The sequence below is a fragment of the Acinetobacter sp. WCHAc060025 genome, from assembly GCF_004209355.1.
Taxonomy (GTDB): domain Bacteria; phylum Pseudomonadota; class Gammaproteobacteria; order Pseudomonadales; family Moraxellaceae; genus Acinetobacter; species Acinetobacter wuhouensis.
In genome coordinates, this window is the sequence record NZ_SGSX01000002.1 from 175,200 (window position 1) to 192,807 (window position 17,608).

The window sequence follows — 17,608 nt, forward strand, 5'->3', positions numbered from 1 at the left end:
TCAATTACCTCTGTTTCGATCTGCAATCATGACTTTAAGTAGGGATTTTCCTTCGATCCCAATTTGATTATCAAATTCTGTTAATATTTCCTTATATGTTTTTCCCTCATTAACTGATTCCTGTAATAGATTATGGAATCCTGAACTTACCACTTCCAACCCAAAAATTTCGGTAGTCAAATCACTTACACTCTCACCAAAAGTTTCAATTTTTGGACGATCTGCCTCACTACTTGTCCCTCGTCTAAATAATTTCCATACACATGACCTAGGTATTTCTTGAAGCACAACAGGAGAATGTGTGGCGATAATTGCTATAGCATTCCTACTTACCAAAAGATCAGATAAAGCACGTATAAAAGCTGATAATAGCGGTGGATGTAGATGACTTTCTGGTTCATCTAATAGTACTAATGAACGTTCATCAACTTTTTCAACCAGTCGAGTTATTGTCATAAATACAATCGCATGGCCTGAACTCATACGTTGTAAAATTTTTAAAACATAAGCCTCATATTCCTTCTGCATATGCTGCTTACTATTTTTATATCCAACCTCATTTTCATAACTATGTAATTGATATTTCTCAGCCAACTCCTCATAAAATTCAGAAAACTTTTCCAACTGCATTTCTGCAAAATTAACATCTGAAGATAGCTTCTGAATAGCATTTGACCAACGCTGTGCCTTATCTTTTTGCACAAAACAGTTCATTAATGAACGAATACATTCTTTTCTTAATTCTTTAAAACCCAATATTTTCTCATCATCACCCGGCTTTTTTAGACCTAAGTAAAAATAACAAGTACCTTTTGCAGGATCGGGTTGTTCTACTGGAGGTACAAATGGATCAAAAGCGCTAAAAGATACTGAGATTAATGAGCTAAAATAATCTTTATCATTCGAGTTATATCTATGATCTAGGGGCTCTATTCGGCATTCTTGATTATTTTCAGGATTTCTAATTGCTGAAATGATTCCATTCAATAGAGTCGTTTTACCTACTCCGTTACGACCTATGAGTGCATGGATATTTGTTGGAGGTTTCGTATCCACTCCCACATCAAAATAAAGCTTAATCCCATCAATTTCTTCAGTTTCATCCCGAATAAAATGAAATTGAAACGGTGTCGATTCATTATTGCCATCTAAAACACTTCTAAATTTACCTCGAATTGAAGCAATGTATACATCTCTTAACAATGAAGTGCCAAAAACTTTCTCACCTTCAATTATTGGTATTAATTCTGGATGAGCAACTAAATCATTTAATCCATTTAAATAATTTGTTCTAGTCTCTTTAGGCATGGTACTTAACTTTTTATAGTATTCAGTACTATTCCCTAGAGAAAAAAAGTCTTCTGAAAGCTTAGAAAAATGTGTTTCTATTTTTTCAGATGTTGCATTAGCACCACCTTCCTCTTGTCCTTTATAGGCAATTTTAACATCTCCAAGTTCATATCCTTTTCCATTTCCATCAAATATTTTTACTTGGAATAATGTGTAATATAGATAATCATTCCAGTTATCGATCCGTAGATATGCAGTATTTCTACCTTCATTAGGCAACCAAGTAGTCCGATTTAAAACCTGAAAATCCATCTTAATAATGCTCCTTGATATACCCATAAGCCTTTTCAAAAAGCTCTTTATCTTTACCTAAACCAAACTTATTCAACGTAATAATCAAGGCTTTCTGTACTTCTCGTGGACCACTTACCGAAGTCTGCCAGCCGTCAAAACGTGTTACTTTTACAATCTCATCAATCTGTTCAACAATTTGACGAATAATATCTGGTGTTTTTTCAGGTCGAGTTTCAATAAATAGTTTAGTTAAAGCCTCTTTATTATCCAGCTCAGTGACTGGTGCATCCCCGGTTTCACGCTCAGCCTGAACGGTTTCTTTTGCAGTCTCAAGCAAGCCTTTCAACCAATCAATGGCTTTAATCACACCTGCTTCATAGTCTTGACGAAGTTTTTCTAAACGCTCACCGAGTTTTACAAAGCGTGGATCATCATGACCACGTAAGCGACCAAGCAAATTGATTTCAAGCTGTCTTGCTTTACGCTCTTGCTCTTTTTCTGTAAGGGTAAAGATTGCATGCTCATCCATAGTCAGTGAACTAATATCATCACGAATACGATTCACATCCGTATTCTCGTGAATCATCTGAATCACTTGAGGACCAAGTGCTGCCCAAATTAACGAGCCTGTACCTGTTGCAGGACGAATGCTTTCATAAATCTGCGCCAGCCATTTAAAATCTTGTCGATGTGGATTTAAAAAATTATCTGGGTAAATCGCTGTCCACAGTTTATTCACCACACCAAATGCACGAGCGAAGTTGTCTCGTTTTTCATTGGTAGGCAGGCATTCTTGGGCTGCCATAATGCCTTCAAAGCCTTCCACTGTTCGATCTACACCCGGGAAGAAATCTAAACACTTCTGTAAGGCTGGTTGGAATAGTTCTTTAAAACTCTCAATTGCTTCAACCACCTTATCAATATCTTCAGGGTCATAAGCCAGCGCCGTGCGTAGATTTTCAAACACACCAAGATAATCGACAATTAAGCCCATCTCTTTTTTAAATCCGTCTTTTTCATAAAGACGGTTCGTTCGACACATCGCTTGAAGTAAGGTGTGATCTCGAAGCGGTTTATCCAAATACATACAATAGCAAATTGGCGCATCAAAGCCTGTGAGCAATTTCGCTGTTACGATAATGATCTGTAATGGATTCTCTGAATCTTTATAACCTTCTAAAATATCTTTCTGTGTTTGGCTATCAGCATCAATTTTTTGCCAACGCTCAAAATCATCCTTTTCTACCGGCAACTTAAGCTCTTCTTTCCAACGGCGCCAGTCTTTATTGAGCTTTCCTTGCTTATCACCGTCCGTCACTTCAATTGGCGCACGGTCCACATTCATAATGACTTCAACACTGTCCTTACCGAGTTTTTCTTTCAGTAAGTAATACATTTGCACACAAGCCTCGCGATCATAAACCACCACCATCGCTTTAAGCTTTTTAGGCTTAACATGCGAATTAAAGTGCTCAACAATGTCATCGCTGATTCGTTGCATACGCTTAGGTGCTTTCAGCATAAGCGCCAACTTACCTGCACGGCGTGAAAGCTGTGCTTTTTGTTCATCAGTCAGCTCATTCTCTTGTGCGAGTTTTTCAAACTCAGCATCAATCGTTTCACGGTCTACACGTAGTTCAGCCAAACGAGGTTCAAACTTCACAGGATTGGTTGCAGCGTCACGGATAGACTGTTTATAGCTATATTTATTCATATAGCGACCTTCATCTTCTTCAGCACCGAAGAGCTTAAAGGTATTCTTTTCTAGTCCTGAAATTGGTGTGCCCGTTAAACCAAAGAAAAACGCATTTGGTAAAGCCCAACGCATTTTCTCACCCAGTGAGCCTTCTTGAGTACGGTGTGCTTCATCTACAAGCACAATGATATTACTTCGGTCATTTAAGCCTTTGGCATTGTCTTGCTCAATCTCTACATCTTGGAATTTAAAGATGGTGGTGATGAGAATGCCACGACTGTCCTGTTCAATATGCTGACCAAGCTTTTTACAGCTTTGCACAGGTACTAGATTCTTAATATCTGCACCACCAAAGGTGTCATTGATCTGACCATCTAGGTCTTTACGGTCTACTACTACCAATACAGTCGGATTCTTAAGCTTTGCATCTGCACGTAGCATTTGCGCTGCGTACAGCATAAGTAATGATTTACCTGAACCTTGGAAATGCCAAATCAAACCTTTCTTTGGGTAGCCTGCTTTTACACGGTCTACAATTTGTGATGCTGCTTCAAACTGTGGGTAACGTGGCAGAATCTTAATTTTTGTCGGTGCTAAGGTCTTACCGATTTTCACTGATGAATATAGCGTGAATGATTGCAGTAGCTTTAACAGTGTATTTGGATTAAGCAAACCTGCTGCACTTTCAAGTACTGATGCCATTCCCGGTAAAATTTCGTCTCGCTGTTCGGTTTTATGCCATGGTCCCCAATCTTTTAGACGTGCATTGATTGCGCCGTAGGCAAATGTTTTACCTTCTGATGCAAAACACAGTAAGTTAGGCACAAAAAAAGGAGCAACATTACTCCAATAATTTTTTGTCCCACCACAGAAATCAGCAGCGCCGTCTTCCCAACTTATAGCTGGACGGGTTGCTGTCTTCATTTCACCAACTACAAGCGGTATACCGTTTACGTATAAGACAATGTCGAAATACGCTTCTGTGGTTGCAATAAAATGGACTTGTTTTGATATCACATAATGGTTATTAGCAAGATTGTTGTAGTCAATCATGTGAATGGTGACATGCTCACCATTCTCGCCAAAAGGTAATGACTTCTCTGCTTTTAACCATTCATAGAAGTTTTCATTTGCTTTGACCAAACCTGTATGTTTGGCATCTAGGAATACCGCACGCAGTTTATAGATGACTTCATCCGCATAGTCTGGATTGGCTTGGATGGCAGGGTTGAGTTTAATCAACGCCTGCTTAAGCCAAGTACCCACCAAGACATCTTGCGGAGTTTTAGGAATTGTATCCCCCGATACAAATTCCCACTTCACCCCATCTAAATTTTGTAGTTTTTGGACAATTGCTTCTTCTGGTCCATTTGATTCGTTAAACATTTTTCTCTCGTATTAAAGTTTATTTAAGCTGCATAGCTTTATTTCTTTTATATTCGTTTGTTTTACAACTAAACATTTATCAATATTTTCGAGATACTTCATAATATTGATTACCTTTTCCCTTTTTTCTAAATCTTTAATATAAGGGACTTTAATATCACGAAGTTTATTCATACCTATAGATACTCTGGTACTTCCTGTTAAGTATGGTTTTATTAAATCCATGTAATAAGATGAACTCATTAATAACCGAAAATACTCGTAATCATCTTCTTTTTTAACTTCTACTAACGCAATAGTTGGAGATATAACATAATCTCCATTCGTATTCTTAAACTCAATAACTTTTCCTATTGAAGCTACTCGACCAAAACCAAAAACTTTATCAGTAATTTGATAACGTTTTTTATGATCTTTTAAAACATTTTTAGAAACTAATCTTACTGTTGAAAAATCGATAATCCCATTTATATCAATATCCCCAATACCAATAAAAGGAATTCCATCAGTATCTATTTCAGGCGCTCTATGACTTGGGTGAGGGTCAATAACATTGGCACAATCAGATAAATTAATAAATGAACTTCCTTCAAATATTTTTTTCAACTCTATCCAAGCCTTTAATCTAACCTTAGAGAAAGCTTGGATACTTTGAGAAATACTATCTTCCAAACCTTGTGTTGATTGACACAATCTTATTATTCTTTTTTGATCATCAATCATAGGAATTTTGAATAGTTGCTGTTCTAATATTTTCCACTTAATCGTTGGAGACAGCGAACCTTCTGAAATATCGACCGCTCTTTCCATAAACTGATTAGACTGCATAAAGAACGGTAAAAACTCAGGTAAAATTTTTCCCGGAATAGCTTCAAGCACCATTGCATGTGCAGAACAAATACAATCCCAATCTGCTACTGCAACTTTACGCTGATAGGCACGGCGCTTACCAAAAATAATCTGGCCCTTTTTTACCAATAACTTTTGACCAGCAACATCACTGGGTACGCCGTGGCGAGTAATCTTCAAACTATCAGGATCAAGATGTTCTAAGCCTACATAAATTTCCAAAGTCGTTTCGCTTGGCTCAACACGCTTAGAAATATGCTTGGCAATCTCACCAAACTTAACTTCTTGATATTCCATATTCAAATCAGTACTCATACATCTTGCTCCACTGATTGAACATCTAAACTTTTTAAATCTTTCATCAAATCTGCAACTAAATCTTTTAACTGTTTACGGTTATCTACCCAATCATCCAAAAGCTGATCAATCGATACCGTTTCTTGTTCTTTCTTTAAAGACACATATAAGGGAATAGAAAGGTTATGGTTGTTTTGACGGACTTCATCTAAATCCACCAAACGTGCAATATCACTCTTTTCAGGCTTAAAGTAAGCATTAACCAATACTTCTAAGTCTTTTTCAGAAAGACGGCTATGCGCACGCTCACGTGTTACATGCTCAACACCATTAATGAAGAGAATCTTATTTTTGCGCTCTTTAGGTTTATTGGTTCCCAAAACAACAATGCAAGACTCCATTGGCGAGTTATAGAACAGGTTTGGACCTAAACCAATGACGGCATCAATAATGTCTGATTCAATCACTTGCTTACGAATTTCAAACTCTGAATCACGGAACAATACGCCGTGTGGCCATAACATCGCACCACGACCTGTATCCGGTTTTAAACTCTTAATGATGTGCGTATAAAAGCCATAATCGGCACAGCCTTGTGGCGGTACACCATACATATTGCGATGGAAAGGATCTGCTGAGAATTTCTTACGATCCCATTTCTTAATCGAATACGGCGGGTTCGCTAAAATCACATCAAACTGCTTAAGCTGATCATTTTCAATAAACTTAGGCTCACCTAAAGTATCACCACGGCGTATATCAAACTCTTCAATGTCATGTAAGAACATATTCATACGTGCAATGGCAGAGGTAAGTAAATTCACCTCTTGACCATAGAGCTTTACGCTACGCCATTCTTCACCTTTCTCACGAAGGTCCATCACAGCATTGAGCAACATCCCACCCGTACCACAAGTTGGATCGTAAGCGGTTTCACCTGGTTTTAATTCCATGATACGCGTCATGAAATGCACCACAGTACGGTTAGTATAGAATTCCGCCGCCGTATGACCTGAATCATCTGCAAATTTCTTAATCAAGTATTCATAAGCCTGACCAAGATCATCTTGTTTGACTTTATGTAAACCCAAATCAATCTTACTGAAGTGCCCAATCAGGTCTTTTAATAGATGGTCTGGTAAGCGTTCTTTATTGGTCCACTGCGCATCACCAAATACGCCAGCTAAACGCTCATTTTTAGCTTCAATCGTGCGTAATGCTGTTTGAATGGCTTTACCAATATCTTGAGTGGTTTCTTTAACTGTTTGCCAACTTGCTTCAACTGGAATTTGGAAGCGATGGAAATATTCAGCATCAAATAAATCATCTGTACCCATTTCTGTACGAGCATCCGCAAGCTCGTCATCATATACATCCGACAAACGCTTAAAGAATAGAAGAGGGAAGACATACTGCTTATAGTCGGAAGCATCAATTTGCCCACGGAGGAATTCGGCAGCACCCCAAAGTAGGTCTTCTAATTTTGCATTTTCACTTGCCATTTGCTTAACCTACATCCTTAATCTTAAAACCTTGGGCTTTTAACAACGTTTCTAACTCTTGTTCAGCTTTTTCTAAATCTGCCATTTTAGTCGTGAAGTCACTTAAAGCCTGCTCTAACGTTATGGTCTCTTGCTCTAAAGGCTTCTGAACATAACGTGCAATATTTAAGTTAAATTCATTTTCTTCAATTTCAGCAAAGGGCACCCAACGAGACTGACCAATGATTTCCTGTCCTTCTTCTTTAGCTTTGATGTAAAGGTCATAAATTTCATCAGACTGCTCATTACTCAATGTGTTTTGAGCACGGCCTTTGGTAAAAATCTCTTCAGCATTAATAAACAGAACTGGTGCATTCACCACGATTCCATCTTTTTGCTGTAAAGGTTTCCTATCTTTTCGTAGGACCAAAATACAAGCGGCAATACCGGTTCCATAGAATAGGTTTTGTGCCACACCAATCACAGCTTCAAGCTGATTCGACAATAAAAGCTGTTTACGAATTTCGAGCTCTGAACCACCTCGGAACAATACGCCGTGGGGCAATACTACTGCCATACGACCTTCAGCTTTGACTGAGGCCAACATATGTTGAATCCAAGCAAAATCGCCGTTGGTTTTTGGTGCTAAGAACGTTTTACGTACCAATTTGGTTTTTTCAGGGTCTTCACTGCTTTCATCAGGCTCTTCAACCATATAGACATTACGTGCATATGGATCTGATGACCATTTGTTATAACCCCATTCTTTTAAGCTGAATGGTGGATTGGCAATTACACAATCAAATTGCTCAAGCTGATCGTTTTGCAGGAATTTAGGCTCAAGTAGCGTATCACCACGTACAATCTGGAAGTCTTCTTGTCCATGTAGGAACAAGTTCATACGTGCGATGGCTTCCGTTGTCAGGTTCTTCTCTTGACCTTTCAATGTCAAAGAACGTGGATCACCGCCATTTTCTGCAACATGGTGAATGGTTTCCAACAACATACCACCAGTACCGCAGGCTGGGTCGTAGATGTTTTCACCCGCTTTGGGATCTAGTATGTTTACAAGTAAACGTACAATAGAGCGGGGAGTGTAGAATTCACCAGCTTTTTTATTGGCTTTATCGGCAAAGCGTTTAATCAGATATTCGTATGCACGCCCCATATCATCATTTCGGACCTCATCAACACCCAGATGATATTTATTGAAATGACCAAGTAAGGTAATTAGAAGCTCATCCGATAAGCGCTCTTTATTGGTCCAACTCGCATCGCCGAAAATACCATATAAGTTTTCATTGGCCTGTTCGATTTTATTGAAGGCTTCCTTTAAATGCTGACCTACATCTTGCGTATGGGCGATGACATCATCCCAATGACAGCCTTCAGGAATATCAATACGGTGAAACATTGGTCCACGAGCAAGCTCTTCATCGCCTATTTCTTTAATCGCATCTGCTAATTCTTCATCGTAAACATCACAAATGCGCTTGAAGAACAGAATCGGGAAAATATAGGTCTTATAGTCTGACGCATCTATGGGGCCAGTAATAATATGCGCCGCTTCCCACAAATGGGTTTCTAAGTCTTTTAAATCAAGAAGAGTCATAGGTTTACTACATTTAATATATCAATACGGATGTGTTACTTTTGCAAAGACAAGATGAACTTCTGAATCATCTCTCTTTCTGACTCAGGTAAGCCTTGAATAGATTTTGAAATTGGATCGGTGCCTAGATCAGAGTATTGATCTGTACGACCTAAGAGATAGTCTGCAGACACATTCAGAACAATAATGAGCTTATAAAAATTTTCCAAAGATGGCTTTCGAGAGCCAGCTTCAATATGCGAAATTGAGGTCGCTGGAATTCCAGTTTTTTCAGAAATATCCTGCTGTGTCATTTTTCTTTGTGTTCTTATTTCTTTGAGCCGTGCACAAAACAGCTCTGAATCCATCTCAATCAACATAAAACACCATAAATCGACAATATAAACTTGACTATTTAGACAAGTTTTCATATATATATTGACAGTATTTTATTGTCTATTTCGACAAAAAGACATCTTTAAAAGAAATTTAAGGAGGAAAATTATATGAATAGTATTGTATATGCATGAGTGCCTTATCTCGACAATAAAGCACTCATGCTTTTCATTCAAAATGACTGAAATGAAAGATTGTAAAATTTCGACATTCTACATTTACATTCTTTCATAACAGACGATTTAAGTAAATTCACTTGGAGTCTATTATGAGCAATTCACCAGGCCAAATCCCTATTGCTATACACCCAGCTATTCGAAATTTAAATGTCCGTCAAATTGCTAAAATAATAGCAACAAAGATTATTGAAACTACGGCGTTACAACTTCAGTTTAATACAATATTTTGTAATCAGCTTGATGTAGCACAACATCTGAATAGTTATGAGGCAGTCGCCTATTTTGTTGATCAGCAGTTTTTTGAAAGATATGGTTTTAATCAATTAGAGTTAATTAATGTGAGTACTATTTACGATGAAGTGTTGAGTGATTTTCAAAAAAAATTTGGTATTAAAAAGTTATCTAGCTATCTAAATTAAGACTATCACATTGAATTATAATGTTTTAAAAATAGATGAACTTTATTTAAGATATCTAAATCATCTAACTTAGATGATTTAGATAATTAGAAAAACAACTTATCTAAATCACTTTAACTATATTTCAATAAGTTACCTGGATTTAGATTAATTAGATAAATTTTCTACAAGTTCTGGATGTAAAACTACATAGTCACTATTATTTAGTGTTTCGATTCGAACATGATAGGTTTCAATTAAATATTGCAAAGCAGCATCTCGTAGCTTAGCTGACTTAAATTTTGCATGCTTTTGATTGATACTCGATTTTAAAACCTTTTTATTACCTTTCCGATACTGATCTTTTAGCCACTCCAGCAAAATTTCACTGTCAGATTTACTATCTTTAGCATAATAATCAATCCACTGCTCTAAAGAATACCTACAGATACCTATAGCACCTTTCATCGTTTCAGATGTAATCACGTTCTCTTGCTTAAAAAATGCGAAAATTGCAGCGACTCTTAAAACATACTGAACAGTGCGCCTTGCATACGAGTGTATGAAAGCATATCGTCCATTTTTTTCAACTTCACGCAATACAAAGTTTTCATATTCAATATGCAGATCGTCTGCCTCTTCAGTTTTCAAAATAACCATATGAGCATTTGCACAGTCTAAAGCTTTTGGAACATCCGATAAGATTTTCTCACATAAATTCCAATATGCCTTGAGGTCTGTATCTTGATCTGGCCTTATAAATCGATCCTGTTTTGTGATTTGAACATTCTTCAAAGGTTCGGCAAAAACAATTAAGGCACGCGCTAAAAAACCTTGCTCTCGTAATAACTCATTTTGCAAAGCCGGGTAGGCAATCACATCTTGCACACCAATATTGATTGAAAAACGAACACCATCTACATATTCAATATTACTGCCTTTCAACACATTACTTATAGATTCCCCATCCAGTAAATTATTAATCACACTAAGTGCTTCGCCTACCGTTTCACTTTTCATGGTATATCCAGAAAATAGATATGCCCCTTCGCCAGTTGTCCATGTAAAACTTTTTTGATCGCTTTTTTTTACTAATGAAATCAGTCCTTGTATTGTAAGTTTTTTGAATCTAGCCAAAGGAACTTTTGGCTCAGTTAATTCATTTTTTGATCTAATCCATTCATCGTACTCTTTCTCATATAATGCCATACTGCTTTTTTCTATAGTTTTAGAAACATAACAGGCATCATTAATACAATTATCTTTGCCTGCACCACTTGGGAAGATCGTAATGGTAAAAAGGCTACAAGGTTGACCCTTGATCGTTTTATCACTAGGAGCATCGATATGTCCTTGTGCCAAAAAAGCCAATTCACCTAAGTAAGTTTGTCCTGCAACGGAGATTGGAACTTTATGAATATGTGCTGTTTTTTTAATTGCATTTGCGATTAATGTCGGAAAAGCCCAAAGGGGATACTCTTGTGGTGTATTTTGATTAACTAAACTTAAAGTTGATAAGGCAGGCCAAGAATTTGATGACTGAATTTTTGACTCACTTTCTACACTTTTATGTTTTAGTAAATCAATATATGAGGCATAAATGGCGTCAATCTGCTCTTGAACATCGGTAGACGATAGCGTAGAGAAGTTTTCTCTACTAAACCTTACGTGAGGTTGAGTGACTTCGTCATAATTAGCTGTTATGATCAAAACAGATTCAGGTAACAAGCTTTCTACTTCTTGCAACCCCAATATAAGATCTGGCAAGTAAATTACATATGATTTTGTAAAACAAATTTTTAAAAAAACATCCAATTCATCAGTCAAAACCACTCGCGATAATTTCGTTTTACTCAACAACCGATTGACTAATACACCATCACCAATTTGAAGTGCTACTTTCCGCCGCTCTATGCCTTTGTGGGGTTCATAGGATATATCGTATTGATAACCTACCCCCACAATCAAATAACCAGTCACAAAATTCAGATTAGAATTATTCACAAGTTTAAAAACATTGCACCCACCGCAATCCAAATCAGGATAGTGTGGATGTATGTAACTCTCGATTGAAATTTGATCGTCTCTTATAAAGTTTAAAGAAAACTCTTCAAATGTAGATGAAGAAGTGACTTGTCCAGTTAAAGGATGTGTACTTAATATAGGGTGTTCTTCATCTAATTTTATTTTCAACATCTTAATTCTTACCATATTCAAAAATTCAAGCAAAGCTCTTCCTGTCTACTTAATAAATTCAAGTAGATGTTTATGTACTGCACTAGAAAAAATGAGATTTAAATCAGTGATTTAATTTTTAGTTGAACCCAGCAAAAAATGCTGGATTCATAAAAAAATTACTTGATTTCACCAGCAAACTTTAGAATCTCATTACGATTCCAACGCAATAACCGACCGTGCCTTTTGGGAGAAATTGGTCCATTTTCGTAGATTGCCCATTTTCGAAGAGTCTGTGGCTGCATCCCTAAAAGGCGAGCAGCTTCAGCAGTAGTAAGTAGCAGTTTTTCATTCATTTTAGATGTCTCTAGATATCTTTTGACTTATCAAAACATCTTTTTTAGGGTAAAAATATTGTATAGATATATATTTTTTCTTTACCCTATTACATAGCTATGTTGAGGAAACCATTGTGGGACGACATTCAAGATCACGTATTGAATATGTAAAAACTATTACTTGGTACGATTTCTGTTTTAATCAATTGTCCCACTTTTACAACATTAAAACAGACTACGCTTTTACAAAATTAATCTATAATAATATTGATAAAAATCAAGATAATAACTTATTTAAAAGATATAAGTATGGGCTTTCAACCCCTCAGAATGAATGGCTAGAAATCGTCGACTTGAAGGTCATAGGATCAGCAGAAATTTTAACTCATCAGATTTGGAGTGATCTAAGCAATCAACCACAAGATGAAGAATTAATTTTAATTCAGCTACGAAAACTCCCTGGTTACCTAACAGAAGTGCTTTGGGATAAAGATTTTTATTCGATGAGAGAATTTAACAAAGAAGATCTAATTAATATTGCTCAATTCAGCTCCTTAAATAGTCTAGCTGTGTTGTATTTACTTCATCGATGGGGCTATACCATAGGCAGTCATAGTCTAATCAATGATTGCAATTCTATTATCATTGCAAGCTTAGATCAGCTTGTAAAAAAAAATAGCCACTTACATCGTTCTCATGTGCTTTTATTTGATGAGCTTTTCGAACAAATATTTGCGATAAATACTATGGGTTATAATAGACCATTAAAGGTACAGTTTAATTGGAGACAGTATCGGGAAAAAGAGTGGAGTGAAGACATTAAAAATCTATCAATACAAGAAGAAAACCTCTTGGTTACTCATCCTCAAATTACCCAGTTTATAAACAGTCCAAATTTGGAATTCGCTGCATTCCACAAGTCACTGTTTGGTTGAAGCAATTTCAAGTATCTTTCTTTAGATTCTTAAAGTTGATTTATTTTGCTTACTATGTGCTTACTAAAATCTAAAAACAAAAAAACCACTTACGATTAATGCACGTAAGTGGTTGTTTTATATGGTGGGCCTACACAGACTTGAACTGTGGACCAACGGATTATGAGTCCGCTGCTCTAACCAACTGAGCTACAGGCCCTATAAATACTGCTATTGCAAGTATTTTCGTTGAAGAATACTAGCGAAAATAAAATTGAATTACAAGAACTTTAACAAGTACTTAAATTTAATGGATAAATTTTAAACATTGTTTAGGGGGAGATATTAAATTATTGATGATCATCAGTACTTTGGGCGATTACATTGAGTGATTGATTGGCTTGTTTACGTTTATCTAAATAAATATCAAATGCGCTCCAAGCACATATGATCAAAAATACTGAAACAATAACAACAAATAATGTAATAAGCATGCTGCAATCCTTTTGCGCATTTTCGAATTTTGAGCTTGTGGCTCATTAAGACTAAAGTCTATATGATTCATCGAAATCTGAATATATTTATTTGATTAATTTTAATACAAAAAATCACTTATACCATTGTTTTTTATTATGAATGTTGGATTTTTTATATGCGGTAATTATCATAAATTTTAGATTGAAAAAACTATTTCACATTTTAAGTAAATTTACTTTTTACTCATTGGAGAATATAGATAACAAAATAAATATACAAATGTAAAAAAATAATCAGAATAGAGATTGTTTTTTTTAGTTTTTACTCCGACAATTTGCGTATTACGATTTTATGACATCAGGTTTCTATGAAAAAGTTGTTAGGAGAGCTTACTTTTAAGCTATCGGGTTGGTCATACGAAGTTGATCCAAGTGTATTAGAAAAAAAACAAGTTATTATTGGTTTTGAACATACTTCAATGATGGATGCCGTCCTTTCACTCGCTATTTTCCAAATTTACGATATAAAAATTCATACTTTAATTAAAAAAGAACTATTTAAAGGTCCAATGAAACCTATTTTAGAAAAAATAGGGGGCATTCCAGTTGATCGTAAATCAAATAAAGACATTGTTTCGCAAATGGTTGAGCATTTTCAAAATAATGATGAGTTCAATTTGGTGATTGCGCCTGAAGCAACTCGCGCAGAACGAGGTCAAGCACGTAAACCGATTCGTACAGGTTTTTGGCATATCGCCAAAGCAGCTGGTGTTCCGATTGTTTTGATGTATGCAAACTCTAAAACAAAGCAGGGTGGGATTTTTGGAAAGATCTATCCAACAGACTTAGATCAAGATTTGGCGGAAATCAAGCGCTTATATAAAGAGCATACAGGCTTGGATATTGTGATTCCTGAACAAAAAAATACTTAATTTATTCTAAATCTAAAAAATAAGCCCTTTTTCAAAAAAAAGCGCTTATGGTAGAATTGCAAAAAATTTGATATGGCATAAGGCCAATCTACAGGAGCATATTTCGCATGGCGGGTCATTCCAAGTGGGCTAACACAAAGCATCGTAAAGCAAAACAAGATGCGAGCCGCGCTAAAGTATTCACAAAATTTATTCGTGAAATCGTAACAGCAGCTCGTTTAGGTGGTGGTGATGTTGCATCTAACCCACGTTTACGTGCTGTTGTTGAAAAAGCATTGGTCGCAAATATGACACGCGATACCATCAACCGTGCTGTTCAGCGTGGTGTTGGTGGTGAAGAAAATGCTGACTTGAAAGAAGTCACTTATGAAGGTTATGGTGTTGGTGGTGTAGCTGTGATTGTGGAAACAATGACAGATAACTTAAACCGTACTGTTCCAGATGTTCGTCACTGTTTCTCTAAAACGGATGGTAATTTAGGTACTGCGGGTTCAGTGGCTTATATGTTTACGAAACGTGGTGAAATTTCTTTTGAAGATGTATCTTTAGAAGATAAAATCATGGAAATCGCTTTGGAAGCAGGCGCAGAAGACATCGAAGTGGATGAAGAAGAGATCTTAGTCATCACAACTCCTGAAGCATTTGGTGATGTACAAGATGCTTTAACAGCAGCGGGTTTAAAATCTGATAATGCAGAAGTGACGATGAACCCATCAACAAAAGCATTGATTTCTGATATTGATCAAGCGAAAAAAATCGTAAAAATGATTGATATGTTTGAAGATTTAGATGATGTTCAAAACGTTTATACCAACGTTGAATTCACTGACGAAGTAATGGCTGAATTAGACGCGATGTAAGTATCTAATTTGAATAGAAGAACGCACCTTAGAGTGCGTTTTTTATTGTTTTTTGAGTTGGATTCCTTAAAACTTTGGCTATAAACATATTTTTTTCGCTACGATAATCATCCATATTTAAATGAGAACAACGACTTTTTAAAGCATTATATTGTTGAACCAATTCGCTAGATTGCCTTAGGGTATCTCTAAAAATAATGAATGATTCAAATTCTGAACCTTTTACAATCAATTGCAAAGCAACCTCGTCGTTATTCAATGATTCCAACATGCACAGTTGGTGTGTTCTCAGTGTTTCTTTCTTTTCTTGAAAATTTAAAGTGATTAATTTTTGAATTGCATTTTCAAAAACAAATTGTTCCACAGCAATATAAATATCCAAATCGCCTTTTGAGATTGCATGAGGGATAGATGATGCACCGATATGTTCAATCAGAGCATTTGGTATGACTAATTTAATTTTCCGCTGGTAGTGTTCAAAAAGTTTTTGGCAATGTGGTTGATACTCTTCAGATGCGTAGAATTTCATGTGATGAGCCTTTTTAATTAAACCCGATTCAACAAACCAGTACAGTTAAATACTTGTTTATATTCTTTAATCACAAAACTTGAATGGAGTGCAACGACATGATCAATTTTCCCGATTCTTTTGAGTAAAATTTCACTGTAATTTTCCATGTCTTTGGCAATCACTTCGACCAAGAAATCCGCTGTTTGTCCTGTCACTAAAAACGCATTAATGACTTCAGGAATATTTTCAAGTTCTTCTAGAAATTTAGCAAAGGTATCAGTATCGTGTTTACTGAGTGAGATTTGTAAAATTACATGCAGTTTAAAACCTAATTTTTGAAAATTAATATCACGTTTTAAATTGGTCATAATATCGGTTTCAATCAGGTGTTTGATCCGACGATGTACAGAGCTGACAGATAGATTGATTCGTTCAGATAATTCATTCAGGTTAATATCTTCATGCGTCAAAATTTCAAGAATTTGTTTATCGTAGCGGTCAAGTTCCATGATTGAAGTCCGATTGAAAAATTATTTTCAATTAATCTAGAATGAAATGAATTATTTTTCAATTTAAAATTAATTCATGAGAAAAAGTTAAATAAAAATCTTCTAAGTTGAAAATTGATTGTACGAATGGTTTTTATCTAAAAGCGCGTATTTTTCGTTATAATCACATGTGTAATATTTATAATCAGTAATTAATTTAGGCTGTGCAGTGACAAATTCTTTTGATGTAGACCTCGAACTCACCGAAGCAGAAATGCACCTTTATTCACGTCAAATTTTGTTAGATGGATGGGACATAGACGCACAGGAAAAATTAAAACTTGCCAATGTGCTGATCGTTGGTTGTGGTGGGATTGGTTGTACTACCGCAGAATTACTCGCGCGTGCAGGTGTCGGTAAAATCACTTTAATCGATGCAGATACCATTGAGATCAGTAATTTACAACGCCAAATAGCCTATACAGAACAAGATGTTGGCTTTTACAAAGCAGAAATTCTTGCCAAACGATTACAAGGCATCAATCCATTTATTCAAGTTGAAAGTTATACATATAAGTTAGATCAATCAAATGCACAAAATTTGATTTCACAGCAAGATCTAGTCCTCGATGGTTGTGATAATTTCACGACACGCTATCTCGTTAATCAAGTTTGCACATCATCACAAGTCCCGTTAATTAGTGCTTCTGCGATTGGCTTTCAGGGGCAATTGTTTATGGTCGAAGGGGATTCAGCATGTTATGAATGTCTATTCCCAAAAGAACAACAGGCAAATGAAAGTTTACGTTGTGCAGATTCAGGTGTTTTAGCAACCACACCGAATGTGATGGCGAGTTTACAAGCCCATCACGCATTACTCTTTTTAGGTTTAGGTGCAACACCACTCAAGCAAAAATTGATGCTTTGGGATGGTTTAACAATGAAACAACGAATTTTAGCCTTTGAAAAAGATAGAGATTGTCCAAACTGTCAGGCAAGCCATACTGCAAATGCTCAATAATTTGCTACACTCAGACAAATTTAATTTTATTTTGAC

At 36.0% G+C, this 17,608-nt stretch carries 16 protein-coding genes and 1 tRNA gene; 5 read left to right on the forward strand and 12 right to left on the reverse strand.

Features of this window, described 5'->3' with window-relative positions; genetic code table 11:
- The 6 genes from EXE09_RS02475 to EXE09_RS02500 are packed head-to-tail and all read right to left on the reverse strand — an operon-like array spanning position 1 to position 9,264.
- Positions 1 to 1,602, reverse strand: a complete 1,602-nt coding sequence (locus tag EXE09_RS02475; RefSeq protein ID WP_130116228.1) for an AAA family ATPase — start codon at positions 1,600 to 1,602, stop codon at positions 1 to 3.
- Position 1,603: 1 nt separating this feature from the next.
- Entirely contained in the window at positions 1,604 to 4,666 is a 3,063-nt protein-coding gene (locus tag EXE09_RS02480) for a type I restriction endonuclease subunit R (protein WP_130116229.1), read from the reverse strand.
- 12 nt (positions 4,667 to 4,678) lie between these two features.
- Positions 4,679 to 5,830, reverse strand: coding sequence for a restriction endonuclease subunit S (locus EXE09_RS02485; protein ID WP_130116230.1), 1,152 nt, complete (start codon positions 5,828 to 5,830; stop codon positions 4,679 to 4,681).
- Positions 5,827 to 7,314 (reverse strand): type I restriction-modification system subunit M, encoded by a 1,488-nt coding sequence (locus EXE09_RS02490; RefSeq protein WP_130116231.1) that lies wholly within the window; start codon positions 7,312 to 7,314, stop codon positions 5,827 to 5,829. Before EXE09_RS02490 ends, EXE09_RS02485 begins: the two co-directional genes overlap by 4 nt.
- 4 nt (positions 7,315 to 7,318) lie before the next feature.
- A complete protein-coding gene (locus EXE09_RS02495; protein WP_130116232.1) occupies positions 7,319 to 8,905 on the reverse strand; it encodes a type I restriction-modification system subunit M in 1,587 nt (528 codons plus the stop codon).
- Between the two features lie 35 nt (positions 8,906 to 8,940).
- Entirely contained in the window at positions 8,941 to 9,264 is a 324-nt protein-coding gene (locus tag EXE09_RS02500) for a helix-turn-helix domain-containing protein (protein ID WP_130116233.1), read from the reverse strand.
- A 284-nt stretch (positions 9,265 to 9,548) separates the two neighbouring features.
- Here EXE09_RS02500 and EXE09_RS02505 point away from each other — a divergent pair, with 284 nt between their 5' ends.
- Positions 9,549 to 9,878, forward strand: coding sequence for a hypothetical protein (locus tag EXE09_RS02505; protein ID WP_130116234.1), 330 nt, complete (start codon positions 9,549 to 9,551; stop codon positions 9,876 to 9,878).
- Positions 9,879 to 10,025: 147 nt separating this feature from the next.
- Here the strand turns inward: EXE09_RS02505 and EXE09_RS02510 are convergent, their stop codons facing one another.
- Entirely contained in the window at positions 10,026 to 12,053 is a 2,028-nt protein-coding gene (locus EXE09_RS02510) for a DUF3987 domain-containing protein (RefSeq protein ID WP_165382025.1), read from the reverse strand.
- 158 nt (positions 12,054 to 12,211) lie between these two features.
- Positions 12,212 to 12,388: a helix-turn-helix domain-containing protein gene (locus tag EXE09_RS02515; protein ID WP_130116236.1), complete on the reverse strand. Its 177-nt coding sequence runs from the start codon at positions 12,386 to 12,388 to the stop codon at positions 12,212 to 12,214.
- 116 nt (positions 12,389 to 12,504) lie between these two features.
- Between EXE09_RS02515 and EXE09_RS02520 the strand changes: the two genes are divergently transcribed.
- Entirely contained in the window at positions 12,505 to 13,305 is an 801-nt protein-coding gene (locus tag EXE09_RS02520; RefSeq protein WP_130116237.1) for a hypothetical protein, read from the forward strand.
- 122 nt (positions 13,306 to 13,427) lie between these two features.
- Here the strand turns inward: EXE09_RS02520 and EXE09_RS02525 are convergent.
- Together EXE09_RS02525 and EXE09_RS18700 are read right to left on the reverse strand one after the other, a co-directional pair.
- A tRNA-Ile gene (locus EXE09_RS02525) sits at positions 13,428 to 13,504 on the reverse strand.
- Positions 13,505 to 13,634: 130 nt separating this feature from the next.
- Complete coding sequence (locus EXE09_RS18700; protein ID WP_161553511.1) at positions 13,635 to 13,778, reverse strand: hypothetical protein; 144 nt, start codon at positions 13,776 to 13,778, stop codon at positions 13,635 to 13,637.
- Between the two features lie 350 nt (positions 13,779 to 14,128).
- On the opposite strand from EXE09_RS18700, the gene EXE09_RS02530 reads away from it, so the two are divergent.
- Positions 14,129 to 14,692: a 1-acyl-sn-glycerol-3-phosphate acyltransferase gene (locus EXE09_RS02530; protein ID WP_068976188.1), complete on the forward strand. Its 564-nt coding sequence runs from the start codon at positions 14,129 to 14,131 to the stop codon at positions 14,690 to 14,692.
- 107 nt (positions 14,693 to 14,799) lie between these two features.
- Positions 14,800 to 15,552, forward strand: a complete 753-nt coding sequence (locus tag EXE09_RS02535) for a YebC/PmpR family DNA-binding transcriptional regulator (protein ID WP_068976187.1) — start codon at positions 14,800 to 14,802, stop codon at positions 15,550 to 15,552.
- Between the two features lie 28 nt (positions 15,553 to 15,580).
- Here EXE09_RS02535 and EXE09_RS02540 read toward each other — a convergent pair whose 3' ends face one another.
- Together EXE09_RS02540 and EXE09_RS02545 are read right to left on the reverse strand one after the other, a co-directional pair.
- Positions 15,581 to 16,081, reverse strand: coding sequence for a GrpB family protein (locus EXE09_RS02540; protein ID WP_130116238.1), 501 nt, complete (start codon positions 16,079 to 16,081; stop codon positions 15,581 to 15,583).
- Between the two features lie 17 nt (positions 16,082 to 16,098).
- Positions 16,099 to 16,572, reverse strand: coding sequence for an Lrp/AsnC family transcriptional regulator (locus EXE09_RS02545; protein WP_068976186.1), 474 nt, complete (start codon positions 16,570 to 16,572; stop codon positions 16,099 to 16,101).
- Between the two features lie 208 nt (positions 16,573 to 16,780).
- On the opposite strand from EXE09_RS02545, the gene EXE09_RS02550 reads away from it, so the two are divergent.
- Entirely contained in the window at positions 16,781 to 17,572 is a 792-nt protein-coding gene (locus EXE09_RS02550; RefSeq protein WP_165382026.1) for a HesA/MoeB/ThiF family protein, read from the forward strand.
- Positions 17,573 to 17,608 lie beyond the last annotated feature (36 nt).